Raw genomic sequence first — 24,734 nt, 5'->3', positions numbered from 1 at the left:
GGCTAATTGAGCGGACGCCGCAACGACGTCCGGCCCTGCTTCCAGGCCGTCATGATGTGGTCCGCCAGGCGATCCTCGACAACCGTGAGGGCGCGCATCCCAAAAATGATGTCGCGGTTCAGTTCCGGTTCGCGGGCAACCAGATCGCCGACCACGTCGAGGCGTACCACCTGTTCGTGGACCGCGTCGGCCTCGACGTGTTCGCGGTAGAACTCGACGCACGCCGCGGGCGCGCCCATCCGCTCGAGCGCCTGCGCCATGCGCCGGGAGCCCGGCGATGACGTGATTTCCGTGGCGGTGAAGTGCCCGATGGCCGCACCACGCAGCCGGCGGTGCAGCCCGAACAGCGACATCAGGTTGACCACCGCCAGCGCTTCGGCGGGCACCTCGTCGAGGTAGCCCAGATAGGTCGAGTCCAGATCGGCTGCCGTCAACAGATCCGCGAACAGCTGTTGGTGTAGTCGGTGCCCCTGCCCGGCGCCGTACTCGTCGAACTCGACCGCCACGAAGGCCGCTTTGGCGCCGCCGGTCAGCCGGGGGATGGCCCAGGCATGCGGGTCGCCCTCCTTGAGGTGGTACATCGATCGATGCACGAAGTATTCGCGCATCTGCTCCCAGGTTCCGGTATCGCGCAGGTAGTACGACGGCCCGGTGCCATCGATGGGTTCGACAGAAATCGCGTCCATCTCCGCGGCCGCGGTGCGGTTCGGCTCGATTCGGCCGACATCGCGGCGCACACCCGCCAAAAAGGCACGCTCGAGTTCGGCGCGCAGCCGCAGCAGGTCGGGGTTCCACTCCCAGGTGGGATCCACGCCCGCAAAGCCCCGGTAGTGCAGCTCGTAGCACATGCACAGAGCCAGTTGCAGGTCGAGGCCGTAGGGGTCCGAATCGCCCACGGATGCGCCGACACGCGCCAGGTGGTCCCCGGAAGGCGGCCCCGCCAACGCGCGACGCACCGCCGTCGACAACGGTCCATGTGCTGCCGGCAGGGCGGGTTCAACGCTGATCGACGCTCGAGTCACGTCGTTGTAGATACCACGAAGGGGCGCACCGCAAACGGTTTCAGCCGCATCGGCTCGGCGCTTTCTAGCGGCCACCGGACCAGTCATCGGCGCCTGCGGGTGCGGCCGGTAGCCGGAAGGTGATGTCCACGACGGTTCCGGTTGGGCTGCTGTCGATTTCCATCGCGTCGCTGATCGCGCGCATCAGGATCAGGCCACGTCCGCTGTTGCCCGGGTTGATGGCCGGCGGTTTCCAGGAGCCGCGGTCGGTGATGCGCGCGCGGACTTCGCCGTCAACGGTTTTGACCTCGAGCAGGGTTGTCCCGAGGCCGTGCCCACGATAGGCGTGTTCGACGCAGTTGGTGCACCCTTCGTTGACGACCAGCACGATGTCGTCGATGAGTTCGCCCGGGACGTCCGCGGCCCGCAGCCAGTCGGCCAGCCGATGCCGAATGCTGGCCAATTCGTCTGCGACTGCATGTGTTTCGACCCGCAACGGCACCTGCTGGTGCCGGTAGATCACCATGGCCACGTCATCGTCGTATCCCGCCGTCGGGGCCAGCTCACGAAGTACCACATCCGCGACAGCGTCCAGTGGCAACGTCCTCGTCTCTACCAAAACATCTGCGGCCCGGGATATTCCGTCGTCGAGCGACTCGTGTTTGCGTTCGACCAATCCGTCGGTGAACACCATCAGTGTGGAGCCGGACGGCAGCCGGCGGGAGACTTGCGGGCGGGGCACGTCGCGCAGGACCGCGAGTGGCACCGACCGCGCATCGCTGAGCACGGTGGTGCCCGACGGACCGGCGAGTACCGCGGGCATATGACCGGCATTGCTGTACTCCAAGATTCCGGATTCGGTGTCCAGGATCGCCAGAAAAACGGTGGTGCAGTAAGCATTCGGGATGAGCGACGCCGCCAGGTCGAGTTGCTCGAGCAACAGTGCGGGCCGGGTGCCGTTGATCAGCAGCGCGCGCGCCGAGCTGCGCAACTGACCCATGATCGCCGCGGCAGGCAGGCCCCGCCCCACACAGTCGCCGACGACGATGCCGATGCGGTGATCACCGATCCGCAGTACGTCGTACCAGTCGCCGCCGATCTCCAACGGCGGGACGGCGGGTTCGTAGCGCATCGCGAACCCCGGCGGCGGCTCGATCGGCGGCAGCATCGCGCGCTGCAATGTCAGCGATGTCTCGCGCGCACTTTCGAACTGGCGCACATGCTGCATGGCCAAACTGAGGTGACCGATGAGCACCGTGACCAGCAGCCGATCCTCCGCGCTGAGCCAGCGCGGCGCACCGAGTTCCAACCACAGGGCAAGGTCTCCGGTGCCCGAGAGCACCGCGACCAACCCCTGCGCCTTGCCGGGTTTGTTCGGCCGCTCAACGGTTTTGGCCGTCAGCGGCAGCTGCTGGCGGGCATCCTGAAAGGTGTCACGCAGCCAGGGATCCAGTCCGCGCCAGGTTGTCACGGCGGGTTCACCCGCCACCTGAACGGTCGGTTCGCCGTCGCCGCCCGGCCAGGTCACGGCGATTACCCGCTGTACGCCGATCGCCGTGCGGCATTCGTCGAGGGTGATCGCCAGCAGCTCGGCAACACTTTTGGCGACCGCGACGGCGGTGGCCAGACGTAAGACAGCACTCTCGCGAGCCGCGAATGCCCGTTCCGCGGTGACATCGCGAATCGTGCCCACGTAGACGGCTTGGGTGGCGTCGGATTCTCTGACGGCATTGATGCTCACCATCACCCAGGCAAGGTGGCCGTCGCGATGCCGAATCGGTGTTTCGTACTGGGTGCCGCCCTCACTGCGGACTCGGGATTGGTGTTCTCGCGCGGTCTTCTTGTCGACCAGCCACGGGTGCGGCCACCGGTAGGGCAAGCCCTCGGCGGGATAGCCGAGGATCTCGATGAACGCGTTGTTCATCTCGATGATCGAGCCTTCATGGTCGGCGACGAAGAAGCCCTCCTGCAACGAATTCACCAGGGCGGTACGGAATTTGTCCCGGTCGGCGAGATCGTCGGCGCGAGCGCGCTGCTCGGCGTAGCGCTTGGTGCCGTCGAGGAACCCCCGGGTCGCGACGTCGAGCGGGGCCAGCGTCTGCAGCAGGAATTCCAGTGCGACCGGTGCGTCGATCCGAATGTCCTTGGAGAGCTTGAGGACCATGTGGACGTGTTGCTCGATGATGTCGAGCATGCTGATTTGTTCCTGCAATGCGCGGCGGCCGAGCTCGTGGCCGACGGCCAGGATGTTGTCGTCGCGCGCCTCCAGATAGGTCCGCAGCGCGGCGAGATATTGGGCGTGAAAGTCGTCTGTGTCGGTCATGTCGAGGCCCCGCGGTGACGCGCTGTGAGCACCATGGCGTCGTCGGTTTCCTTCGCGTGTTTGGTCAGAATGTGGTCGGCGATCACCGTGGCCGAAGCGGCGAAATCGATATGGTCTAGATGATCCTCCGCGATGCCGTCGCTGGCTAGCACGATCAGGTCGCCGACCCGCAGTGAAACCACCTGAGCAGGCCTGATTTCCGGGATGCGATAGCCGACGATGCCGGCGGCGAGTCGCGCACTGGATCGGATGCGGACACCGGTCGCGTCCTTGGACACGAGGTTGGCTCTGACGTTTCCCACCCCGGTCCAGGTGAGTGTTCTGGCCTCGAAATCCACCCGCGCCAAGGTCATCGCGACGCCTCTGGTCCCGGCCAACACTCGGTGGCACAGCTGGATCAAGACTTCGAGCCGTTCGCCGGAGGCCCGCTGGACCGCATCGACGGCCCGCATCGCGGCGCTCGCGGCGGCAGGACCGTGACCGAGGCCGTCGATCACCCCGAACACGGCGGCGTCGTCCAGCGCGACCGCGATCTTTCGATCGCCGCTGGTGTTCTCGCCGGGCAGTGGGCGCCCCGCGTTCGCCCACTCGATCGGCCCTAGTCGACCGTTTTCACGCACGCCCCGGTACCCATTTCCACATCTCGATGACCGTTCCCTTGCCGAGTGCGGATTCCACGATCAGCCGGTCCATCAAACGGCGTGCCCCGGGCAGGCCCATACCCAGCCCGCGACCGGTGGAGTACCCGTCCTCCATCGCGCGCTCGATGTCGGCGATGCCCGGACCGTCGTCCTCGGCGCGGACGACCAGCGCCTGACGGTTCTCGCGGTCCGCGACCATGACCCGTACCGTGCCGCGGCCCGCGTAGCTGGTGATGTTTCTGGCGATCTCGGAGATGGCCGTGGAGATCATCGTTACGTCGGTCAGCGAAAACCCGAGGTCGAGTGCGAGCTGATGTCCGGCCTTGCGGGCTTCGACGATGTCGTCGGAATTATTGATGTCGACGACAACGTCAGCCGCCACCGTCGCGCCCGATCATCGGTTTCCCCACTCCCCGTTGGCGATTCAGGAGCGCAAGGCCCTCCTCAAGATCCAACGCGGTGTTCATGTCGTCGAACGCGAGACCCAGTTGAACCATCGCAAAGGCCACTTCCGGCTGCAGCCCCACGATCACGGTGTCGGCGCCGCGCAGCCGTGTCATGTGTGCGATCGTGCGCAGCGACCGGGCCGCGAACGAATCCATCACGTCGATGGCAGTGACATCCACGATGATGCCCTGCGCGCGGAATTGGCTGACCCGCTCCATCAGGTCGTAGCGCAGCCGTTCGGCGTCCGAGTCGGTGAGTGCGGCCTGCACCGAAGCGATAAGAATCGATCCCTGTTTCAGAATGGGTACTGGCATACGGCGCCCGTGCTCGTTGCGCTCACCCGGTCAGCTCGCCGGTACGCGTGACTTCGTAGCCGAGCAGCCGCTCGGCTTCTTCGATACCACCCTGCAGGTCACCGACGGCGTTCATCTTCGACAGATCCAGTCCGATCGTCACCAGCGTCAGGGCGATCTCCGAGGACAGGCCGGTGATGATCACGCTCGCACCCATCAGGCCGGACGCATCGACCGTCTGCACCAGGTGGTTGGCCACGGTGGAGTCGATGGTCGGTACACCGGTGATGTCGATGACGACGACTTTCGCGCGGTTGGCGCGGATGGCTCTCAGCAGCTGCTCGGTGACCTGCCGGGCGCGCTGGCTGTCCAGCACACCGATGATCGGCAGAATCAGCAGCTGCTCGCGCACCTGCAGCACCGGCGTGGACAGCTCGCGAATAGCCTCCTGCTGCTGGCGAATGATGCGTTCGCGTTCCTGCACGAAGCTCACGCCCACGGTGTTGGCGATGCGGTTGGCCGCGGGCTCGTAGGCGTCCAGCACCCGGTTCAGCATGTCGAACTCGGTTTGGTACTTCTCGAACAGCGAGCGCGCCAGCACGTCACGCAGCAGCAGCACGATGCCGAGCACCTCATCGGTTTCCACACCCCGCGGGATGATGCGTTCGGACAGGTCGCGAGCGTAGTCCTGCAGCGCCTCGACGCTACCGGTCTCGAGCACCTCGACGTAGTTGTCGTACACCGCGGTCGCCTCGGAGAAAATCTCCTCGGGCGTCATCGCGGTCAGCAGCTCCGCCTCGGTGATGCGGCGGGCCCATTCCTCGCGCAGGTTGGTGCGATTCTGCCGGAGATGCTGCACCAACTGCGGAAGCAGACCTTCGCTCGAGATGCTTGCCGTGGTGCCGGTGCTGCTGGAATCTGACATCTGGCCTCCCGGGTGCCGAGTCGCGCTCCGCAGTGCGCAGGGTCTATGGGGAGACTAGCGTGATTGGACGCGGGGCAGGTATTGAGGTCTTCTTCTTCTCGCAGTTCGCAAGGCAGGTTAGGCTTGCACCACACTTAAGACCCGGACGAAGGATCGCCATTGTCAGCTCCTGATTCGATTACCACGTTGGTTGCGGACCACGATGGGGTCTCCGTGGTCAGTGTCAGCGGTGAAATCGATTTGGTCACCGCTCCGGCCCTGGAGCAAGCCATTGGTGCAGTCGTTGCGGAAGGGCCGACGGCGCTAGTCATCGACCTGTCCGCGGTGGAGTTCCTCGGCTCGGTCGGGCTGAAGATCCTGGCGGCGACGTACGAGAAACTCGGCAAGACCGCGGAGTTCGGCGTGGTCGCGCGGGGTCCGGCGACCAGACGCCCGATTCACCTGACCGGTCTGGACAAGACGTTCCCGCTGTACCCGACGCTGGATGACGCGTTGACCGCCGTGCGAGACGGCAAGCTCAACAGCTGACGTCGCGCGATCGCCGCACATGGATGTCGACCACCCGGAAGACGACCAGCGATGGGACCGCGATACGCGCGGCGAGAGCGAAACCGAGCGGCTGGACCGCAACTGGAACAGCCTGTTGCAGGAACTGCGCGTGGTGCAGACCGGCGTCCAACTGCTGACCGGTTTCCTGCTGACGCTGCCGTTCCAACAACGCTTCGACGTTCTCAGTAGCGAGATGCGGGCGGTGTTTCTGGCGACGGTGGGCTGTTCGGTGGGCGCAACGGTGCTGCTGATCACTCCCGTCGGCATTCATCGCCTGCTGTTCCGGCGACATCGCCTGCAGGTACTGGTGTCGGCCGCACACCGGTGTGCCTATGCGGGGCTGGCGCTGCTCGGGCTGGCGCTGACCGGGGTGACGGTCATCGTCTTCGTCGCGGTGGCCGGGACCACGGCGGGGCTGATCGCGGGAGCCTGTGCGCTCGCGCTGTTCACCTGCTTTTGGTAGCTGCTGCCGCTTTCGCTGCGCACCCACGGCGATTAGTCAGCGACCGGGCGCCAGCGTGCCGATGCGGGTGGACTCCAGCTGATCGAGCAGGCCCTGCGGGTCGGCGAAGATCGGAGACGCGCCGGCCGCTTGCAGTTCGGCATCGGCGATGCCGCCGCTGCACACCCCGATGCATGGCACTTCAGCAGCCTTGGCGGCGTGGGCATCCCAGACGCTGTCGCCGACGAATACCGCGTCCCCCGACGTCACCCCCGCTCGATCCAGTGCTACTTGCACGATGCCCGGCTCGGGTTTGGCGGTGTCGACGTCGCGCGACGACGTCGTTGCCGCGATCACGTCGTCACACTCGAGCACCTTACGCAGCATCTCGAGTTCGTCCTCGGGCGCCGAACTGGCCAGGACTACCTGCAGGCCCAGATCGGCGACGCGGTGCAGCAACTCCCGGGCACCCGGTAGCGGCGCCAGCAGGGGCGAGGTCTCCCGGTAGTAGCGGCTGTGCGCATCGCTGAGCCGGTCCCGGAACTCCTCAGGGGCGTCGCCGGAAAGGGTGCGCACCAATTTTGAGCCGTCCATACCGATGCAGCGATGGATCTTCCATGCCGCGACCGCGATGTCTTCGGCGTCAAAGGCTCGTTGCCACGCATACACGTGCAGATAGTTCGAATCGACCAGGGTTCCGTCCACGTCGAACAGGACAGCGGGAGCATTCATCGCTGCGGCATACCCGTCCGCCGGCCGCCTGACACGGCGTCGGGCGGTTACCCGTGTGCTGCCGGTTTGCCCGGCTTTGAACCAGGGGCACCCTGGCGCCGTGAATAGTTTTAATACTCAACACGTTTCGTGAGGAGTCGAGATGAATTACCCGGTTGACCATGCCCGCACCACGCGTCAGCACGCTGGCGAAACGCTGAAAAACACCGCGAATATCCCCGGCTTGATCGCGGTCGTGGTCGGGGTTGTTGCACTCGGCGTCGGCGTGTACGAGTTGGCCGCGGGCGACGTACGCATCGGCTTGGTCGCGGCGATTCTTGCAGCCGGCTCCGGCGTTGCGGGCCTGGGCTGGCTGAACTTCGCGCATCGCCGGGTCCGTCAGGCGGAACTGCAGCTCGTAGCGATGGGCTCGAAGGCTCCAGCGCCGCCGCCGAGCAGCTGATCGTGTTCGCTCGGCCGCTGCAGACACCGAATTGTCGTACGTGCAATTTTCTTAGGTTTGACACGGTGTGGGGCGTCGCAGAACGGGGTACCGCCTGTGCCACGGGGGAGTACATCGGACGTGCGTCATCCCGCCACTTCTGCAGGAAGGTATGCCCATGAAGACCGCAAGCGATTACGACGCACGTCGCATGTCCGACGGCGAAAGCCAGGACCCGGCCGAGTTGCGCGAGCTGGACCCGAGTTTGCCGGGGGCGTCCACGGCCGTCGTCGACGAGGACCCCAACGACGTGCACTTCTTCGAGCTGCCCGGCGCGGACCTGTCCGGAGAGGAATTGGCCGTGACGGTGATCCCGCAACAGTCCGACGAGTTCACCTGCTCGAGTTGCTTCCTGGTTCAGCACCGACACCGAATGGTGCTGTCCAGCTCGGGGCGTCCAATTTGCACCGATTGTGCGTAGCGCGGCGGGAAATACAATCGAAGGATGCACGGCGTCCTAGTCTTCGACGGCCGGTGCGGGGTGTGCACTCGGGCGGTCAACGCGTTGGTTCGGTGGGATCGGACGGGGATGCTCCGCATCGAACCGATGCAGAGCCCCGGGATGGCCGATCGGCTCGGCGTCACCGACGACCGAATGCTCGAATCCGCTTGGTGGGTCGATTCTTCCGGCGCGATCTTGGCCGGGGCGCACGCAATGAATGCCGCGCTGTCCGCGGCGCTGGGCACCCGTGTCCCGCTGTGGATCTATCGGATCCCCGGCGTCGGCGCCGCGCAGAACGCCATCTACCGCTGGGTGGCGGCGCATCGCTACCGCTTCCGCGGTGCGACGCCGCTGTGCGAGGCCGAGCCCGAGCGTTGCTCCTAGCCGAAATACATTCTGGGCGCTGGGTTTTCGATCCGATGCGGTCCGTAATCTAATTCTGTGCCCATTCCCGACCGCAGACGCGGCACTGTCGGGTGACCGTCGACCACTCCGGCTCGCCCTCGACGGGCTGACGAACAAGATGGGTGGACTCGTCGCCGCAGCCGGGGCAGGCGCAGTGCGCGAGATACGGCTCGACGGGTTGGCCGTTCATCAGGTACAGGTTTTCCGCCCGCGCGAACGGCACGATCGCCAGCTGTTCCGGGCGGGGGCCGGCTTGGGGAGTGTCGAACCACAAGAGGCCACAGACCACCATCGCCACCGCCCCGAAGATGGCCACGATGACCAGCGGGATGTTCCACGGCCAGTTCGGCGGGATCGGGCTGAGCGCGAAAAACAGCGTCACCGCCGAGACCAGGAAGCTGATGATGGTGCCGGGTTTGGCGAATCCGTAGCCGCCGACCTGCAGCGCCTCCCAGACGTCGAGTTCCTGTTGCCGTTGCGCGATCTCTAAAAGAGTTGGGTGGTAAGGGAATTCGTTGTTCGCGTGCTGACGGATCCCATGCTGCCCGGAGATCGGCCTGACCGACGCCATGCGCGCCAAGTTTAGTGCGCGGTGCGTTCCCCGGCGAGGCGACGATCGCTGAACCCGGCCGACGGCCATGCTTGAGCGAGCCGATCGTGACCCGCCGTGTTAGCCGGACCGATCGACCCCGTGACTGCTGCGGAATGACCCGAGCAAACACCCGAAATCATCAGCACGCACGCCGGGGAACGCTCTGGCGGAAAACTATCGGCTGATACAGGCCGTATTCCAATAATTCCTCAGCGCTGACTCAGCGACGAATCTGTAGCCTCGGGCGCCGTGAGCAACACCGATTAGTACCGCTGATTGACGACGATTTTCCCTCTCCGCGGAGCCGGATCGATTCGCGACGGTCCGCTCGGTGGCCGGCACAACGACCCGTGTGAAGCACCCGCCGACGCGGCCGCAGGCGCGCGCTTCACGACATCCAGTACGGAGACCGCTGATGAACCCAATGCACACTGACCGTTGCGCCGCTGTCTTTCAGGGCGGCGATACCGGTGCCCGGTCATTCCCACACCCGTCCGACGCCACCACCCTCCGTAAGTCGGCGAGGGAACCATGCTGAATTTCGCGGCGTTACCGCCGGAAGTCAATTCGGCCAGAATGTATTCCGGCCCCGGGTCGGGACCATTGCTGGCGGCTGCCGCCACCTGGTACGCGCTGGCCGCCGAAATGCGATTGGCAGCAACAGCTTACGGCTCGGTGATCGGGGACCTGATCAGCGCAGGCTGGTGCGGTCCGTCATCGACGTCGATGTTCGCTGCGGCCGCGCCCTATATCGCGTGGCTCAACACCACTGCCGCGCAGGCCGAGCAGACCGGCATGCAGGCCAACGCGGCCGCGACGGCTTTCGAGGCTGCGTTCGCGATGACCGTGCCCCCGCCTGTCGTGGCGGCCAACCGCACTTTGCTGGCGAACTTGGTGGCTACCAACATCTTCGGCCAAAACACGCCGGCGATCGCGGCCGCCGAAGCCCAGTACGCCGAAATGTGGGCCCAGGATGCCGGAGCGATGAATGGCTACGCCATGGCGTCGAACTCCGCGGCACAGCTGACGCCGTTCACTTCGCCGCGGACCACCACCACCCCCGACGCGGTGGCCGAACAAAATGAGGCCGTCTCGCATGCGGTCAACGCGGCGGCCGCGGCACCCCAAGGATCTTTGACTGACTACCTGACGGGTCTGTTGGACGGGTCGAACAGCAGCGCGCTGGGAAGCTTTCTGGGGAGCACCTTTCTCAGCAACTCGGTCATCACCGGTTCGCTTGGCGGCGGTCCGTTCAACCCGCAAACCATCCTGGCATCGGCGGTGGGTGTGGGTGCTTTGGGTTCGAGCGCCACCATCATGTCGGGACTGGAGGAGTTCGGCTTCGGCGCCGAAGGCGCCGGGACTGCCGCCCTGGCATCCAACACCGTCTCGTTGGCCGGCGGGTCCGGCGCATCGGCCCGGGTAGGGAACGCGCATCTGGTGGGGTCGATGTCGGTGCCCCCGAGCTGGGTCACCGCCTCCAACATCACTGCAGCTCAAGCGGCGGCGCCGGTCACCGGGCTCAGTGACATCGGATCGTCCGCGGCGGGCGGGCCGGGCGGTGTCGCAGGACCGTTGGGCGCCGGCGGCCGCCGGTTACGCCGCTCCATCCCCAGGTACGGGATTCGACCCGTCGTCATCCCGCGTCCGCCGGCGGCCGGTTAATTCAGGAGAAATGTGATGTTGAATTTTGGGGCGTTACCGCCGGAAGTCAACTCGGCGAAGATGTACGCCGGCCCTGGGGCGGGATCAATGCTGGCGGCCGCGGCCGCATGGAATGCCATGGCTACTGAATTGCGTTCCGCGGCAACCAGTTACGATGCAGTAATCAACTCGCTGGTTAGTGAGGGCTGGCTGGGCCCGGCTTCGGTGAAGATGGCGGCGGCGGTCCAACCCTATGTCGAGTGGCTGGAGACCACCGCGGCGGCGGCTGAGCAAGCCGGCGCGCAGGCCAACGCGGCGGCCGCCGCATATGAGGCGGCGATTGCCGCGACAGTGCCCCCGCCGGTCGTCGCGGCCAACCGCAGCTTGCAGGCAAACCTGGTGGCGAGCAACATCTTCGGTCAAAACACCGGGGCGATCGCGACCACCGAAGCCCAGTATGGCGAGATGTGGGCACAGGATGCCTCGGCAATGACCAGCTACAGCAGCGCGTCGCGCGCCGCCAGCGAGATGACGCCGTTCAGCCAACCGCAGTCCGACACCACCGTGGGCGGGAGGGCCCGGCAGGCCGAGGCGGTCGACAACGCCCTGGCGGCGCCTGCTGCGACTCAGGCGACCAGTATCTGGGATTGGCTTGGCCTTTCGCCCAATTCGAATACGTCCACCGAGGGCCTTGCCGGCATTATGAACCTTTTCAGCAACTCCAACGAGAATCTGATCGGGGCCTTCCTCAACAACGCCTCCGTCTCGGGCCTGTCCAACGCTTTCACCACCAACGGGATCCTGAACCCGACGGCATTTGTCGATTCATGGGTGACGATCAACGGCCTGGGTGCAGTCGGCGCAAGCACGTCGGGGCTGGAGGACTTGGCCGCGGGTCTTGCCAGTGCACCCGCGCTGGCGTCCGCGACGACGAGTTTGCCCGGCGCGGGAGCATCGGCGGCCTTGGGCCAGGCCAGCTTGGTGGGAACCCTTTCCGCCCCGGCGAGTTGGGCCGGCGCCGGCGGTACGGTCAGCACGGTTGCCACGACGACTCGGATCGGGGCCGGGGCATACCACGGCTTTGGCGCCGCCACCCCGATGGTGATGGAAGAGGTAGGGGCAGTGGGCATGCCCGGGGTCCCGCTGGCCGGCATTCCCGGTCCTCACGAAGACGAATTCGCCGACCCCATCTACGGGTTCCGCCCCCGCGTCATCGGGCGCCCTCCGGCCGCAGGTTAGGGGACAGATGAAAGCCGTACCGCGTCTGGTAACCGTCGTCGCCGTGGTCGGCCTGGCCGCACCCGCTCACGCCGACTCGTCTGACGATGCGTTTCTCGCCGCGCTCAGCAACGCGGGCATCACCTATCAGAGCCCGGACCGTGCGATCAAGGCGGGCCAAAAGGTTTGCGATTTGGCTAGCTCAGGGACCGCGCAGCTCGACATCGTCCGGGACATCAAAGATCTCAACCCGGCCTTCACCATGGCCAAAGCCGCTCGGTTCGCCCACGCTGCCGCTAGTGCTTACTGCCCCGAACTTCTCGACACCGGCGGCAGCGGAAATTAGGCAGCGGACCCTGATAGCTCGGTCAGCTGGTGCGGGGACCGGCATCGCGCGAGGCCTCGTCGACCGCGTCCGATTCCGTCGCCTCGGCGTCTTGCTCCGCGCCGGGATGCTGGCCCGGCCGCTGCGGCAGCACGATCAGCAGGACGATGATGACGCCGGCGAGCACCGCAGAGGCCAGCGGGCGGCTCAGGTTGAGGCCGCCGTGGTCGACGGGTTTGTCGAGGAAATCGCCGACGGTCGCGCCGAGGGGCCGAGTCAGGATGAAAGCCAGCCAGAACAGGGTGACGCGCGAAATGCTCGTCCAGAAGTACAGGCCCGCGACCACGAGCAACGCGACGCCGAACACCAGTGCCCCGCCCTCGTAGCCGAGGCCGCCGTCGTCGGCGAGCCAATCGCCGAGCGCCGTGCCCAGGGTCTGGGAAAAGGTGATGGTGGCCCAGTAGAACGCTTCGACTTTCGGCGTCGAGACGGTATTCACCGACACCGATCCCTGCGACCAATACCAGAGCCCGAGGGTGGCCAGCAGGAAGAACAGCAGTAGCAGCGATCCGCCCGCGTAGCCGATCCCGAGCGAGCGGTCGGCGAAGTCGGCCAGCACGGTGCCGAACGTCGTCGACGCGACAATGGTGAGCCAGTACAGGATTGCGTGATAGCGCCTGGCCAAAATCTGCGCGACGACCAGCGCCACCAGCGTGCCGCCGAACAGCGCCACACCGGCCAGATATCCCCAATCCAGCGTCATCGTGACGGTGTCGCCGCCCGTCTCGCCCAGCGTCGTCGCCAACACCTTGATGACCCAAAAGCCAAGGGTGACCGCCGGAACCTTGCTCAACGCATGCTTCGTCATCTCGCTCATGGGTGATCACCTGTCGATGTGCGGACCGTGTCTGCCGCGCGGCGTCTGCCGGCGCTGTATTCATCCTCGCCCAGCCGAGTTGAGAGGACGCTGAGAGCGCGATCCTAAGCGCTTTCTCAGCGTTCTTTTGCCACCGTGGTCCGATGGGGCTCGACCAGGCGCAAGATGATTGCCAGGGGTCTTGTGGCCTAGCGCCGACAAAGAAGGAGTCGAGCGGGTGAAGGTGCTGGTCGTCGAGGACGAGCCGCGGCTGGCGGCGACGCTGACGATGGGTTTGCGCGCCGAGGGATGTGTGGTGACGACTGCCGACAACGGCCACGATGGGCTGTGGGAGGCTACCGAGAACCGTTTTGACGCAATCATTTTGGACATCATGCTGCCGGGTATCAGCGGCTACGAGGTGGTGCGCCGGATGCGTGCGGCGCAGGTGTGGACACCGGTGTTGATGTTGTCTGCCAAAGACGGCGACTATGAGCAGGCGGACGCGTTCGACTTGGGCGCCGACGACTATCTGACCAAACCGTTTTCGTTCATCGTGCTGGTCGCGCGGCTGCGGGCGCTGGTTCGCCGCGGCGCCCCGCACCGTCCGGTCGTGTTGACCGCGGGCACCTTGTCGCTGGATCCGGCGCGGCGCATCGTGCGCCGCAACGACGACTTGATCGCGTTGACACCGCGCGAGTACGGGCTGCTGCACTATCTGATGCGCAACAAGGGCACCGTGGTGAGTAAGACCGATATCTTGCACAACGTCTGGGACCCGCACTTCTCCGGTGACGACAACCTCGTCGAGGTCTACGTCTTCTATGTGCGGCGCAAGATCGATTTCCCGTTCGGCACCAACACAATTGCGACAGTACGGGGCGTCGGCTACCGGCTGGACGCCGAGGACGACGCCGGCGTCGAGGCGTCCAGCGGGAGCTGAACGATCACCGCGGTGCCGCCGCCGGGACGGTCGTCGATCCGCACGCTACCGCCGTGCGCGGCCACGATTTCGAACACGATGGCCAGTCCGAGTCCCGTGCCCCCGCCGCTGCGGGAGCGGTCGGCGTCCAGTCGCACGAACCGCTCGAACACCCTTTGCCGGTCGGCCGGTGCGATCCCGGGGCCGTCGTCGGCCACGGTCAGGCAGGCTTGACCGGCCTCGGGTCGCACGGTCACCTCCACCCGCGACGTCGCATGTCGCGCCGCATTGTCGAGAAGGTTGCGCAGCACGCGCGCCAGCGCGCCCGCGTCACCGACTAGCCGCGTCGGGGCGAGTTCGGCGTGCACGTCCAGCGCCGTCTCGCGCCGCAGCCGGGTGACCTCGGTGACGACCAGATCGTCGATGTCGGTGTCCGCGTGACGAAGCGCCAATCCTCGTTCGTCGGCGCGGGCCAACAACAACAGGTCTTCCACCAGGGTCTGCATCCGTCGCGCTTCCGGCAGCAGGGTGTCGACAGCGAGTGAATCGTCGAGCAGTTCGGGGTGAGCGACGCCGACCTCGAGCGCCGAGATCACGGTGGACAGCGGGCTGCGCAGCTCATGGGAGGCGTCGGCGATGAACCGGCGCTGGGCGGCTTGGCTGGATTCGAGACGGGAAAGCATCTGGTTCATTGTCGTTGCCAGCGTGAAGATTTCGTCACGCTGGGGTGGTTCTGGCACCCGCTCCGCAAGGTCGGAAGCGCTGATGTCGGCAACGCGGGAGCGAATCGCCTCCACCGACCTCAGCGACCGTCGCACCAGCAGGTAGGTGGCCACGCCCGCCGCCGCGATCACCAACGGCGCGGCCGCGGCCAGGCCGATCGCCACCGCGAACACGGTGGTCTCCACGTCCTCGGTGCCGGCGCCGACAAGCACGAGGTAACGTCCGGTCGGCGTGTCGAGCGCCTGCCCCGATACCCGGACCTCGCGCATCCGCACCGCGGCGCCCGTGATCCCGATCCGGGGAGTGCTTCCGAGCGCGTCGAGTGCCACCATCGGGGGCTCCGGTGTGGAACTCGACGAGGCCACCGAATGGCCGGCCCCGTCGAGAATTTGCACGGCGACGATGCGTTGGTCGGTGGCCAGCAGCGGCGGATCGATATCGGGCGTGGTCTCCGACTGCAGCGTCTTGGCGATGTCGCGAAGGCGACTCGCCGCGGCGTCGTCGGCGGCCGAAATCAACGCGAAGTACAGCACCAACAGCAGGATCGCGCCGGCCACGGCCAACGCCACCAGGATGACGGTCGCCGAGACCAATGCCGAGCGCGCCGAGATGCTCCACGCGCGTGGGTGCAACAGCGTCGGCTTCCGGCCTGAATGTGCCATCAGCACGGACCGTACTACCGCAGGGCCGTCAACAACGCGGTCAGCTGCTGTGTCTCGATGGCCGGGTTCGGGGTGCGGGCCCGCACGGCGGCCAGCACGCCATCGATCTGCTTGTCGAGGGTGTGCCACGCGTTTCGGTCCATCGGCTTCAACTTCGACTCGTCGTCATCCCACGCCGTTTCCAGGTCGGTGATGCGGGTCTGCGCGCCGCCCTGATCGCCGGCCTGCAACTTGGAAAGCGTGTCCTGGGTGATGGATCGGAATCTGGCGACCTCGGCCGGCGGGAAGGCCGCCGTGAGTTGTCCGGGCGCGGCGGGGGCGGTGATCGCGGGAGCTGCGTCCGATTCCTCGTCGCCTTCCTCGGCGCCGGAATGACCCTGGCCGCCCCAGATCAGCACCGCACCGGTGACGACTGCCACCATCGCGTAGTAACCGAGCATCAGCCGCTCGCGTACGGGTGTCGTGGTGACAGTCGTTGCGCGGGTTGGGAGTTCGCTGCCGATGACGTCGGTGCGGCTGACCATCAGATACCCGACCGTGGCGAGGATCGCGGCCAAAAAGATGGCGCTGGTGATCGTGGTTCCCCAGCCCAGACCGTGGTTGGCCGGGGAGGAGGCCAGCCAGTCGCCGAGGTTGGCGCCCAGCGGACGGGTCAGAATGTAGGCCAGCCAGAAGGACAGCACCGGGTTGGCGCCCGCCCGCCAGCCGATCGCAATCGATGCGATGAGGCCAGCCGGCAGCAGCACCGAGGTGCCCGGCCCCCAACCGGTGAGCTGCAGCGTCCAGTCGCCCACGGCAGTGCCCAGGGCGAACGTGACCAGCACGGCCAGCCAGTAGAACAACTCCCGCGGTGTGGTGACGATGCTGTGGATGGACAGGGTGTGCTCCCGCATGTACCAGATCGCGAAGACAACGGCCAACGCCGCCGCGAACACGGCCGTGCTCACCGCCAGCGGTATATGGAGCTCGTCGGTCAGCAGGTCGGTGTACAGCGTGCCCGTGATGCTCAGCACGACAACCGCCAGCCAGTAGACGGTCGGCAGGTAGCGGTCGAGCACCAACTGGAAGCCGAGGACGACCCCGAGGGCGACGGTGAAGATCAGCGCGGTGACGTTAAGGCCAAGTCCCACAGTGGTACTGATCCAATCGGCGAAGCTCTCGCCGACGGTCGTGCAGAGGATCTTGATGATCCAGAACCACACCGTGACCTCAGGAACCTTGCTGAGCATCACGCGGGGAGTTTTAACGGCAGGGGAAGGCATTGTCTGACTCATGGCGCCCGAAGGTACAGACGAGTCGCTGAGTCAACGCTTAGGAATTGCCAGCCGACTCCTTCGATCAGCGCCGCCAAATCCGTGCCACAGGGGCTTGCGCGTCCTAAGATTGCTGAAACGGCATCAGAATAATTGGTGAAGTTGCTAACGATCTGTTCAAACATCGAGGAAACAGTAAATTGGCCAGGTTGCAATCAATGAGACTTAGTCACGTAAGTCTTGGAGCGCCCGCCGCCGAGCGGGATATTGAAAAAGGACTCGAAGAGTACTTCGTCGAAAGCGAAGCATATCGACGTGTGGCTGACCGCACAAAAACGATAATTATCGGCAATAGAGGTGCGGGCAAGAGCGCGATATTTCAGATCCTGGCTAAAAAGGCCAAATCTCAAGCGACAATTGTTATTGATCTCGCACCGGAAGACTACTCCTATGAGCTACTCCAAGAGCTTATGGCAAGCGAGCGCGAAGGTTCCTGGGCCAAGCATGGCGCTTACTCAGTTGCATGGAAATATCTAATCTATGTCTCTGTTATGAAAAGTATTGCGACGAACACTAGCGGCGTAACGAAGAAAAGCTCGCTCGGGGCGATTACTCGATATATTCGCGATAACCATAGCGGGGGCCAGCCGAGCAAGCTATCGTCGCTAATTTCGTACTTGAAGCGCATCGAAGGTGTGAAGATCGGCAAGTACGAAGCCGCTCTGCAAACACGAGAACTCGAGAAGTTGTATAAGTTGGAGGAGATTAACAATCTACTTCCCGCCTTGAAGGAGGTCCTGGCTTCGAAGCGTGTCATAGTATTCGTAGACGAACTGGACCGCGGATGGGACGCAAGCGAAGATGCACAAGCGTTTGTAGCGGGACTCTTTCAGGCCTGCCTGTCGATCAATCAGCTCTCAACCAACCTGACTGTGTATATGAGCTTAAGGCAGGAACTATACGAGAATATCCCTGCTCTATACGAAGATGCGCAGAAGTATCGGGACTTAATCGAGTACATTAGGTGGGATGAGGACGGCCTTCGGAAGCTTATCTGCGCTCGCTTGCGTTATAGCTTGGTTAGAAGGTATCCAAAGAATTATTGGAATCCTTTGCCATCCGATGACTTCCTATGGGCGCAATTCTTTACCGATGTCCTAAACTACAGACAGAGTAAGTCCTTTAACTATCTAGTTGACCGCACTCTATATCGGCCCCGTGAGATAATACAGTTCTGTAGCCAAGTGACTGATGCGGCCAGGGAGGCTGGGCAGGAGCTTCCCCTAGGTTATGGATTAATTTCTATTGCTGAACCAATCTACTCGGAAGATCGCGCAAAGGATATCGCGGCAGAGTTTCGCCTGCAATATCCGGACTTATTAAAAGTGTTTGAAGCCTTCCGTGGGCTGCCGCACACTCTAGATCGCGAGACGTTGGAAGAGCTCTGTATGGAGCTAATTCTTCAAGATCGTTCTGCTTCTGACTCTCTACGATGGCTCAATGAAATGGAGCCCCACGCTCTCATCGACGTTCTTTGGCGAATAGGTTTCCTACGTGCGCAGGCCGTGGGCGGAATTAAAGGTCATGTCCGGAGCGGGAGCACTTACTTGGGTGCCTATCAGGTGGCCACTCTGAATCTAAGCCCCATCAAGCGCTTCCAGGTGCATCCGATGTTTCGGACCTATCTCGGCACTCGTGAAGCGAAAGGCTGATGCTGCACCGGCGTAGCCGAGTCGAGTTCCCGTCACATCAGTCCCTCCACAACAGGCGTAATGCTGACTAGTGCGACCCCGTCTCTCTGCCTTTGCTCTTTCGCCGAGCCGCATATCGCCCCTCTCAACCCAGCCAGCGGTTCGATGGCGCAATGCAAGCGCGTGTCGAGGAAGACGATAATCGCTGACATCTGGCACCGTTACAGGGATGAGCGACTGGACCCTGAAGCTGTGTGTCGCCATCATCGCGGCAAGCGGAGTGATAGTTTCCGCCCTAATAGGTCTCTGGAAAGATCGTAAAAGTCGTAGAGAAATCCTTCTTCAAGACCTCGCGATTTTAGAAAAGCTGCCGTGCCCGTCACTTGTTCACATCTCCTTAGCGCATTACGTGGACAAGCGTGCGCTTTTCCTATCCGTAGAAGACAAGATCGGACTTTATATATTCTCCGGTGGGGTATTGATCATAGTAATCATAATTTTGACAATTACCATCGTCCTGGGTATCACGACAAAGCATCTGATATGGCCCTTTGCGGCAGCTGCCGTTGCCTTGACGATGGCAATCGTGGCAGTTGTCTACCGATACTCTGTAGTAAAGCTAACTGACTGGTTGAAAAATAGAATTGAAACGAGCAGTCGTGCAACAGCGATCAATTTAGTACGTGACAGCGTCGCTGAATCCATCCACAACGAAGTGCTTGAAGATTTGTATAGCAAATTCCCTGAGCCTTATCGTAAAACGGTGAAAGATAGACTGGGATCAGCTACCGATATTCAGATTGCTGAAATGGTCGAGCGCGGAGTTGACAGCTTTCTCTCTGGCAATCGTTATTCAGATTGGTCTCCTGACCCGAAATCGGCGCCCACAGGAAGCAAGCTTGAACTGCCGATCAAGTTACGTTTATTGCTCGCAATTTTGAAAGTATTTAACGTCCTCGCGCAGTGGGCCGGCAAGGGGAATAAAGACGCGCCACCTCCAATCGTAGAAGCAGAAGAACCATCTCAGGCCGCGCGGTAGGCGCCACTGACAGTCTTCTGGCGACTGCCTGAGGACCGGTTGCGGCTCACTCAAGGCATCCGGCCTGGCCGGTCACTGGTGGCGCTCATTCGCTGCAGCGTAATGGCCGGCGGGATCGCACAGGCCTGTAGACCCGCCGAGGGAATGGTCGGCCTTCTCGGGCCTTCCAGAGCGATCGAGCGCCGACTGGAGCTTGAGCATCGGAGCGGAGGGCGGGCCGAAATACCTAAACCACCACGATTTCCGCGACCCATAACACCGGACCAAAGCTGGAAAGAATTCCCAACTTGCCAGCCACAAAACTGGTCGGGGTGGCGGGATTTGAACCCACGGCCTCTTCGTCCCGAACGAAGCGCGCTACCAAGCTGCGCCACACCCCGCTTGAAGCCTCGACAGCCTATCGCACCGGCCCGCCGACTGCCCAAACCGCTGGCTGGGGGCCTCCGAGCGCTAGGTCCAGCGGCAGTTGCGCTCGAATTCGACGAGCGCGGCGGCCGGGCCGGCCAGATCGAGCCCTTGGTCGGCGACCCACTCGTCGCTGAAATAGGTGTCTGCGTAGCGGTCGCCGCTGTCGGCGATCAGCGTGACCACCGAGCCGCTGCGACCGGCGGCGACCATCTCTGCGAGCAGACCGAAGGCACCCCACAGATTGGTTCCCGTCGACGGCCCCACCCGCCGCCCCAGCACGGCACTGACGTGGCGGGCGGCGGCAACGGACGCGGCGTCGGGCACCGCGACCATGCGGTCGACCACGTCGGGCAGAAACGACGGTTCGACCCGGGGCCGCCCGACCCCCTCGATCCGCGACGACGTCGGCATCACGAGGTCGTAGCGCTGCTGCGCGTAGGCGGGGAAGAACGCGGAGTTCTCCGGGTCGACGACGCACAGCCCGGTGGCGTGGCGCCGGTAGCGGATGTAGCGGCCGATCGTCGCGCTGGTTCCGCCGGTGCCCGCGCCGACGACAATCCACTCCGGGATCGGGTACTTCTCGTCGCGCAGCTGCGCGAAGATCGACTCGGCGATGTTGTTGTTGCCGCGCCAGTCGGTGGCCCGCTCGGCGTTGGTGAACTGGTCCATGTAGTGGCCGCCGGTCTCCCGCGCGACGCGCTGCGCCTCGGCGTACACCTCGCTGGAGTTCTGCACGAAATGGCAACGGCCGCCTTGTGATTCGATCAGCGCAACCTTGGACGCGCTGGTGCTCTCCGTCATCACGGCGACGAACGGCAGCCCCAGCAGGGACGCGAAGTACGCCTCGGAGATCGCCGTGGACCCCGACGACGCCTCGACGACCGTGGTGCCCTCACCGATCCAGCCGTTGCACAGCGCATAGAGGAACAACGAGCGCGCCAGCCGGTGCTTGAGGCTGCCGGTGATATGCGTCGACTCGTCCTTGAGGTACAGCGCGATGTCGACGTCGGTGCACCAGGCCGACGGCAGCGGGTAGCGCAACAGGTGCGTGTCGGCACTGCGACGGGCGTCCGCCTCGATCAGCCGGATCGCATTGTCCGTCCAGCTGCGGGACAGACTGCGGACCGCGAGCCGGGTTCGATCGCTCAACGCAGGGATGCCGCCGGCTGCGAGCGGCCCAAGTTACTGCTGGAGTCCCGTCCGCCCATCGGGGCGGCGATCAACGTCAGCAGGGTCGCTTCGGGGCGGCAGCAGAACCGCACCGGCGCGAACGGGGAGGTGCCCAGTCCCGCGGAGACATGCAACTGCATGTTCGCGCCCCAGCGCGACGGCCCCTTGGCGCGGGTGCGGTCCAGCCCGCAGTTGGTCACCAGCGCGCCGTAGAACGGCAGGCACAGTTGCCCGCCGTGCGTGTGTCCGGCCATCACCAGCTGGTAGCCGTCGGCGGCGAAACGATCCAGCACACGCGGCTCGGGGGAGTGCACCAATCCCAGCCGCAGATTCGCCGCCGGACTGGCCGGGCCCGCGATCGTCTCGTAGCGGTCGCGGTCGATGTGCGGGTCGTCCACACCCGCCGCGGCCAGGTGCAGGCCGGCCACCTCGAACTCGCGGCGAGTGTGGGTCAGGTCAAGCCAGCCACGCTCGGTGAACGCCGCCCGCAGGTCCTGCCAGGGCAGCGGTTCGCCCTTGGCCCGGTGTGACGGATGGGTCAGGTAGTTCAGCGGGTTTTTCAGGCGCGGCCCGAAGTAGTCGTTGCTGCCGAAGACGAAGACGCCGGGACGTGACAGCAGATCGCCCAGCGCCTGAATGACCGCGGGGACCGCTTTGGGGTGGGCCAGGTTGTCGCCGGTGTTGACGACCAGGTCGGGCTCCCAGCCGGACAGCTCGCGCAGCCAGGCCTGCTTCCGGCGCTGGTTGGGCATCATGTGCAGGTCGCTGATATGCAGTACGCGCAGCGGCGTGGAACCCGGCGACAACACGGGCATGGTTATCTCGCGCAGGACGAAGGCGTTGCGCTCAACGACTGCGGCGTAACCGATCCCGGCGACGGTCGAACCGAGCGCGACAGCGCCGGTGCGGATCAGGGAGGGCAAAACATCAGCCATGCACGCAGCCTACTGCCGGTTGCGGACTCAGGAGCGTGTTGCGCGCCTATGGCGGTGGCTGTCCGGGTGGCGGCGGCGGCGCCAGCAGCGGAATGGTGATCGGCGGTAACCCGGGGATTTCCACGACCTGTGAGCCGATCGGCAGCGGCGCACCTTCCGGTGGCGGAGGCGGAGCCGGCGGGATGCCGTTGCTGACTTGAATGGTGACGACCGAGCCGGGGATCGTATTGCCCGACGGCGAGGTTCCCACCACCTCGCCCAGCTTCGCGGTGCTGTTGACCGAGTTGGTCTGGTCGGCGACCTGGAAGCCGGCCTCCCGCAGGCGCGAGCGCGCGGCGTCGATGTCCATGCCCGCGACGCTGGGCACCCGTGAGCCCGGTGAGCCCTCGACGTAGCGGGGATCGGTCGGCGGCAGTTTGATGTCGCCGAAGCTGGTGGCGATCGGCTTCATGGCGGTGAACCAGGTCCGCGCGGGCTCGTTACCGCCGTACAGGTCGCCCTCGCCGCAGTGCCGCAACGGGGCCGAGCACAGGTCCGTCGGCGAGGTGGAGTCGTCATAGATGTAGTTGGCCGCGGCGTAGCGGCTGGTGAACCCGACGAACCCGGACGAGCGGTGCGCCTCGGTGGTGCCCGTCTTTCCGGACATCGGCAGGTCCCACCCCGCGGCGCCGGCCGAGCCGGCCGCGGTCCCGCCGCCCGTCGCGTCCTTGCTCATCGCATTGGCCAGGGTGTTGGCCAACCCTTCGGGCACCACCTGGTCGCAGGTCTGGGTGGTCACGGCGACTTCGTTGCCGTTGCGGTCGATCAGCTTGTCGATCGGGTTGGGCGGGCACCACACCCCGCCGGAGGCCAACGTGGCCGCGACGTTCGACAGCTCCAGCGCGTTCACCTCGATCGGGCCCAACGTGAACGACCCGATGTTCTGGCGCTTGACGAAGTCGGCCAGGCTCTCGTTGCTGTCGGGGTTGTAGTCGCGGGCCGTGCCGGGATCGACGTAGGACCGCAGCCCGAGCTTGACCGCCATGTCCACCGTGCGCGTCACCCCGACCTGCGAGATCAGCTTGGCGAATGCCGTGTTGGGCGAGGTGGCCAACGCCTCGGTCACGTTCATCGACCCGCGGTAGTTACCGGCGTTGACCACACACCAGGTGTCCTTGGGACAGCCCTTGGCCCCACCGCTACCCAGTCCCTTGGCCTGGAACCGCGGCGGCACATCGAGGGTGGCGTTGATGCCCATCCCCATGTCCAGTGCGGCGGCGGTGGTGAAGATCTTGAACACCGACCCCGCGCCGTCGCCGACGAGCGAGAAAGGCTGCGGGCGCATGGTCTGGCCGGCGTCGACGTCAAGGCCGTAGGTCCGGTTGCTGGCCATGGCCATCACCTTGTGCGCATCCTTGCCGGGCCGGATCACGCTCATCACGCTCGAGATGCCGGGCAGGGTAGGACTGGCGAACTTGTCGATGGCCGATTTGACCGGGATCTGCACGTCGGGATCCAGCGTGGTGCGGATCAGGTAGCCGCCCCGGGCCACCTGTTCCTTACTGATCCCGGCGCGGGACAGGTACTCCTGGACGTAGTCGCAGAAGAAGGCGCGGTCCCCGGCGGCGATGCAGCCCCGAGGCAGTTCGTTGGGCTGCGGCAGGATCCCCAGCGGCGTCGCCTTGGCGGCCCGCAGCGCGTCGGCCTCCTGGGGCAGGTTCTCGATCATCGTGTCGAGCACCAGGTTCCGCCGGGCCAGCGCGCCGTCGGGGTTGGTGTACGGGTTGAGCGTGCTGGTCGACTGGACCATGCCCGCCAGCAGCGCCGCCTGCTGCCAGTTCAGATCCGACGCGTTGATACCGAAGTAGGTCTGCGCGGCGTCCTGCACCCCGAACGAGCCGTTACCGAACGAGACGAGGTTCAGGTAACGGGTCAGGATCTCCGGCTTGGTGAACGTCTTGTCGAGCGTGAGCGCCATCCGGATCTCGCGCAGCTTGCGCGCCGGGGTGGTTTCGACGGCCGCGCGCTTTTCGGCGTCTGTCTTCGCGGTCACCAAGAGTTGGTAGTTCTTGACGTACTGCTGTTCGATAGTCGAACCGCCTCGGGTGTCGACGTCGCCGGATGCGTAACCCGCCAGCCCGGTCAATGTCCCCTTCCAGTCCACCCCATTGTGTTCGGCGAAGCGCTTGTCCTCGATCGAGACGATCGCCAGCTTCATCGTGTTGGCGATCTTGTCGGTGGGCACCTCGAAGCGGCGCTGCTCGTACAGCCACGCGATCGTGTTGCCCTTGGCGTCGACCATGGTGGAGACGGCGGGCACTTGCCCCTCGAGCAGCTGGGCCGAGCCATTGGCGACCACCTCGGAGGCCCGGTTGGACATCAGCCCCAACCCGCCGGCCATCGGGAACATCAGCGCGGTGGCGACCACACTGGCCAGCAGACAGCAGCCGGCAAGCTTAAGAATTGTGAGAGTTGCCGGGGGGCGGTCTGACATGCGTACTACAGTAACCGCCCCCTGTCGCGCGACGCGCCGTTGATCCGCACGGCGGATCTAGATCGTGTGACCTGCAGCTTTGCCGCCAACGGGTTGGGATGTTCCCGATCGCGTCACATATCAGCTACCAAAAAGGGGTACC

Annotated in this window: 25 protein-coding genes and 1 tRNA gene; 11 read left to right on the top strand and 15 right to left on the bottom strand. The window is 64.7% G+C overall.

All coding sequences use genetic code 11. The annotated features are described in order from the left end of the window. Positions 1 to 2: 2 nt before the first annotated feature. The 6 genes from BN973_RS00245 to BN973_RS00220 all read right to left on the bottom strand — a co-directional run bounded on the left by BN973_RS00245 (position 3) and on the right by BN973_RS00220 (position 5,630). Complete coding sequence (locus BN973_RS00245; RefSeq protein WP_036465184.1) at positions 3 to 1,022, bottom strand: iron-containing redox enzyme family protein; 1,020 nt, start codon at positions 1,020 to 1,022, stop codon at positions 3 to 5. Positions 1,023 to 1,086: 64 nt separating this feature from the next. Then, complete coding sequence (locus tag BN973_RS00240; protein ID WP_036465183.1) at positions 1,087 to 3,324, bottom strand: SpoIIE family protein phosphatase; 2,238 nt, start codon at positions 3,322 to 3,324, stop codon at positions 1,087 to 1,089. Beyond that, the gene (locus BN973_RS00235) at positions 3,321 to 3,944 is read right to left on the bottom strand and encodes a SpoIIE family protein phosphatase (RefSeq protein ID WP_036465181.1); all 624 of its coding nucleotides are present in this window, start codon (positions 3,942 to 3,944) and stop codon (positions 3,321 to 3,323) included. The genes BN973_RS00240 and BN973_RS00235 overlap by 4 nt, the downstream gene beginning before the upstream one ends. Then, on the bottom strand, positions 3,937 to 4,347 hold the full coding sequence (locus BN973_RS00230) for an anti-sigma regulatory factor (RefSeq protein ID WP_036465179.1): 411 nt from the start codon (positions 4,345 to 4,347) through the stop codon (positions 3,937 to 3,939). The genes BN973_RS00235 and BN973_RS00230 overlap by 8 nt, the downstream gene beginning before the upstream one ends. Further along, positions 4,337 to 4,726, bottom strand: coding sequence for an STAS domain-containing protein (locus BN973_RS00225; RefSeq protein WP_036465177.1), 390 nt, complete (start codon positions 4,724 to 4,726; stop codon positions 4,337 to 4,339). Before BN973_RS00225 ends, BN973_RS00230 begins: the two co-directional genes overlap by 11 nt. A 22-nt stretch (positions 4,727 to 4,748) precedes the next feature. After that, the gene (locus BN973_RS00220; protein WP_036465176.1) at positions 4,749 to 5,630 is read right to left on the bottom strand and encodes an STAS domain-containing protein; all 882 of its coding nucleotides are present in this window, start codon (positions 5,628 to 5,630) and stop codon (positions 4,749 to 4,751) included. A gap of 159 nt (positions 5,631 to 5,789) precedes the next feature. Here BN973_RS00220 and BN973_RS00215 point away from each other — a divergent pair, with 159 nt between their 5' ends. Both BN973_RS00215 and BN973_RS00210 read left to right on the top strand, forming a co-directional pair. Continuing rightward, the gene (locus BN973_RS00215; RefSeq protein WP_232232001.1) at positions 5,790 to 6,158 is read left to right on the top strand and encodes an STAS domain-containing protein; all 369 of its coding nucleotides are present in this window, start codon (positions 5,790 to 5,792) and stop codon (positions 6,156 to 6,158) included. A 19-nt stretch (positions 6,159 to 6,177) separates the two neighbouring features. Beyond that, complete coding sequence (locus tag BN973_RS00210) at positions 6,178 to 6,642, top strand: DUF6328 family protein (protein ID WP_036471867.1); 465 nt, start codon at positions 6,178 to 6,180, stop codon at positions 6,640 to 6,642. A 36-nt stretch (positions 6,643 to 6,678) separates the two neighbouring features. On the opposite strand, the gene BN973_RS00205 is transcribed toward BN973_RS00210, so the two are convergent. After that, entirely contained in the window at positions 6,679 to 7,353 is a 675-nt protein-coding gene (locus BN973_RS00205) for an HAD family hydrolase (RefSeq protein ID WP_036465172.1), read from the bottom strand. Between the two features lie 142 nt (positions 7,354 to 7,495). On the opposite strand from BN973_RS00205, the gene BN973_RS00200 reads away from it, so the two are divergent. The 3 genes from BN973_RS00200 to BN973_RS00190 all read left to right on the top strand — a co-directional run bounded on the left by BN973_RS00200 (position 7,496) and on the right by BN973_RS00190 (position 8,660). Then, positions 7,496 to 7,795, top strand: coding sequence for a hypothetical protein (locus BN973_RS00200; RefSeq protein ID WP_036465170.1), 300 nt, complete (start codon positions 7,496 to 7,498; stop codon positions 7,793 to 7,795). 157 nt (positions 7,796 to 7,952) lie between these two features. Next, complete coding sequence (locus BN973_RS00195) at positions 7,953 to 8,255, top strand: DUF4193 domain-containing protein (protein WP_036471866.1); 303 nt, start codon at positions 7,953 to 7,955, stop codon at positions 8,253 to 8,255. Between the two features lie 24 nt (positions 8,256 to 8,279). Next, positions 8,280 to 8,660, top strand: coding sequence for a thiol-disulfide oxidoreductase DCC family protein (locus BN973_RS00190; RefSeq protein ID WP_036465168.1), 381 nt, complete (start codon positions 8,280 to 8,282; stop codon positions 8,658 to 8,660). Positions 8,661 to 8,709: 49 nt separating this feature from the next. On the opposite strand, the gene BN973_RS00185 is transcribed toward BN973_RS00190, so the two are convergent. After that, on the bottom strand, positions 8,710 to 9,252 hold the full coding sequence (locus tag BN973_RS00185) for a hypothetical protein (RefSeq protein WP_036465166.1): 543 nt from the start codon (positions 9,250 to 9,252) through the stop codon (positions 8,710 to 8,712). 552 nt (positions 9,253 to 9,804) lie between these two features. Here BN973_RS00185 and BN973_RS00180 point away from each other — a divergent pair. The 3 genes from BN973_RS00180 to BN973_RS00170 are packed head-to-tail and all read left to right on the top strand — an operon-like array spanning position 9,805 to position 12,481. Next, on the top strand, positions 9,805 to 10,938 hold the full coding sequence (locus BN973_RS00180; RefSeq protein WP_036465164.1) for a PPE family protein: 1,134 nt from the start codon (positions 9,805 to 9,807) through the stop codon (positions 10,936 to 10,938). Positions 10,939 to 10,953: 15 nt separating this feature from the next. After that, entirely contained in the window at positions 10,954 to 12,156 is a 1,203-nt protein-coding gene (locus BN973_RS00175; RefSeq protein WP_036465162.1) for a PPE family protein, read from the top strand. A gap of 7 nt (positions 12,157 to 12,163) precedes the next feature. Beyond that, entirely contained in the window at positions 12,164 to 12,481 is a 318-nt protein-coding gene (locus BN973_RS00170; protein ID WP_036465160.1) for a DUF732 domain-containing protein, read from the top strand. 22 nt (positions 12,482 to 12,503) lie between these two features. Here the strand turns inward: BN973_RS00170 and BN973_RS00165 are convergent, their stop codons facing one another. Beyond that, on the bottom strand, positions 12,504 to 13,337 hold the full coding sequence (locus BN973_RS00165; protein WP_051641041.1) for a COG4705 family protein: 834 nt from the start codon (positions 13,335 to 13,337) through the stop codon (positions 12,504 to 12,506). A gap of 217 nt (positions 13,338 to 13,554) precedes the next feature. On the opposite strand from BN973_RS00165, the gene BN973_RS00160 reads away from it, so the two are divergent. After that, a complete protein-coding gene (locus BN973_RS00160; RefSeq protein WP_036465158.1) occupies positions 13,555 to 14,259 on the top strand; it encodes a response regulator transcription factor in 705 nt (234 codons plus the stop codon). On the opposite strand, the gene BN973_RS00155 is transcribed toward BN973_RS00160, so the two are convergent. Both BN973_RS00155 and BN973_RS00150 read right to left on the bottom strand, forming a co-directional pair. Next, a complete protein-coding gene (locus BN973_RS00155; RefSeq protein ID WP_051641511.1) occupies positions 14,205 to 15,623 on the bottom strand; it encodes a sensor histidine kinase in 1,419 nt (472 codons plus the stop codon). The genes BN973_RS00160 and BN973_RS00155 overlap by 55 nt on opposite strands. 14 nt (positions 15,624 to 15,637) lie before the next feature. Then, positions 15,638 to 16,852: a COG4705 family protein gene (locus tag BN973_RS00150; RefSeq protein ID WP_232232161.1), complete on the bottom strand. Its 1,215-nt coding sequence runs from the start codon at positions 16,850 to 16,852 to the stop codon at positions 15,638 to 15,640. Between the two features lie 242 nt (positions 16,853 to 17,094). On the opposite strand from BN973_RS00150, the gene BN973_RS00145 reads away from it, so the two are divergent. Both BN973_RS00145 and BN973_RS30890 read left to right on the top strand, forming a co-directional pair. Beyond that, entirely contained in the window at positions 17,095 to 18,588 is a 1,494-nt protein-coding gene (locus tag BN973_RS00145) for a P-loop ATPase, Sll1717 family (protein ID WP_036465154.1), read from the top strand. Positions 18,589 to 18,796: 208 nt separating this feature from the next. Beyond that, on the top strand, positions 18,797 to 19,606 hold the full coding sequence (locus BN973_RS30890) for a hypothetical protein (protein ID WP_139830090.1): 810 nt from the start codon (positions 18,797 to 18,799) through the stop codon (positions 19,604 to 19,606). Positions 19,607 to 19,909: 303 nt separating this feature from the next. On the opposite strand, the gene BN973_RS00140 is transcribed toward BN973_RS30890, so the two are convergent. The 4 genes from BN973_RS00140 to ponA2 form a co-directional block, all read right to left on the bottom strand. Continuing rightward, positions 19,910 to 19,986: transfer RNA gene (locus BN973_RS00140), tRNA-Pro, on the bottom strand. 70 nt (positions 19,987 to 20,056) lie between these two features. Beyond that, the gene (gene cds1 / locus BN973_RS00135) at positions 20,057 to 21,163 is read right to left on the bottom strand and encodes an L-cysteine desulfhydrase Cds1 (protein ID WP_036465152.1); all 1,107 of its coding nucleotides are present in this window, start codon (positions 21,161 to 21,163) and stop codon (positions 20,057 to 20,059) included. After that, the gene (locus BN973_RS00130; protein WP_036465151.1) at positions 21,160 to 22,119 is read right to left on the bottom strand and encodes a metallophosphoesterase; all 960 of its coding nucleotides are present in this window, start codon (positions 22,117 to 22,119) and stop codon (positions 21,160 to 21,162) included. The genes cds1 and BN973_RS00130 overlap by 4 nt, the downstream gene beginning before the upstream one ends. Positions 22,120 to 22,165: 46 nt before the next feature. Next, positions 22,166 to 24,592, bottom strand: coding sequence for a transglycosylase/D,D-transpeptidase PonA2 (gene ponA2 / locus BN973_RS00125; RefSeq protein WP_036465149.1), 2,427 nt, complete (start codon positions 24,590 to 24,592; stop codon positions 22,166 to 22,168). Positions 24,593 to 24,734: the final 142 nt, after the last annotated feature.

Origin of the sequence: Mycobacterium triplex, assembly GCF_000689255.1 — a bacterium.
GTDB classification, from domain to species: domain Bacteria; phylum Actinomycetota; class Actinomycetes; order Mycobacteriales; family Mycobacteriaceae; genus Mycobacterium; species Mycobacterium triplex.
This window is presented reverse-complemented; position numbering and strand designations above follow the sequence as displayed.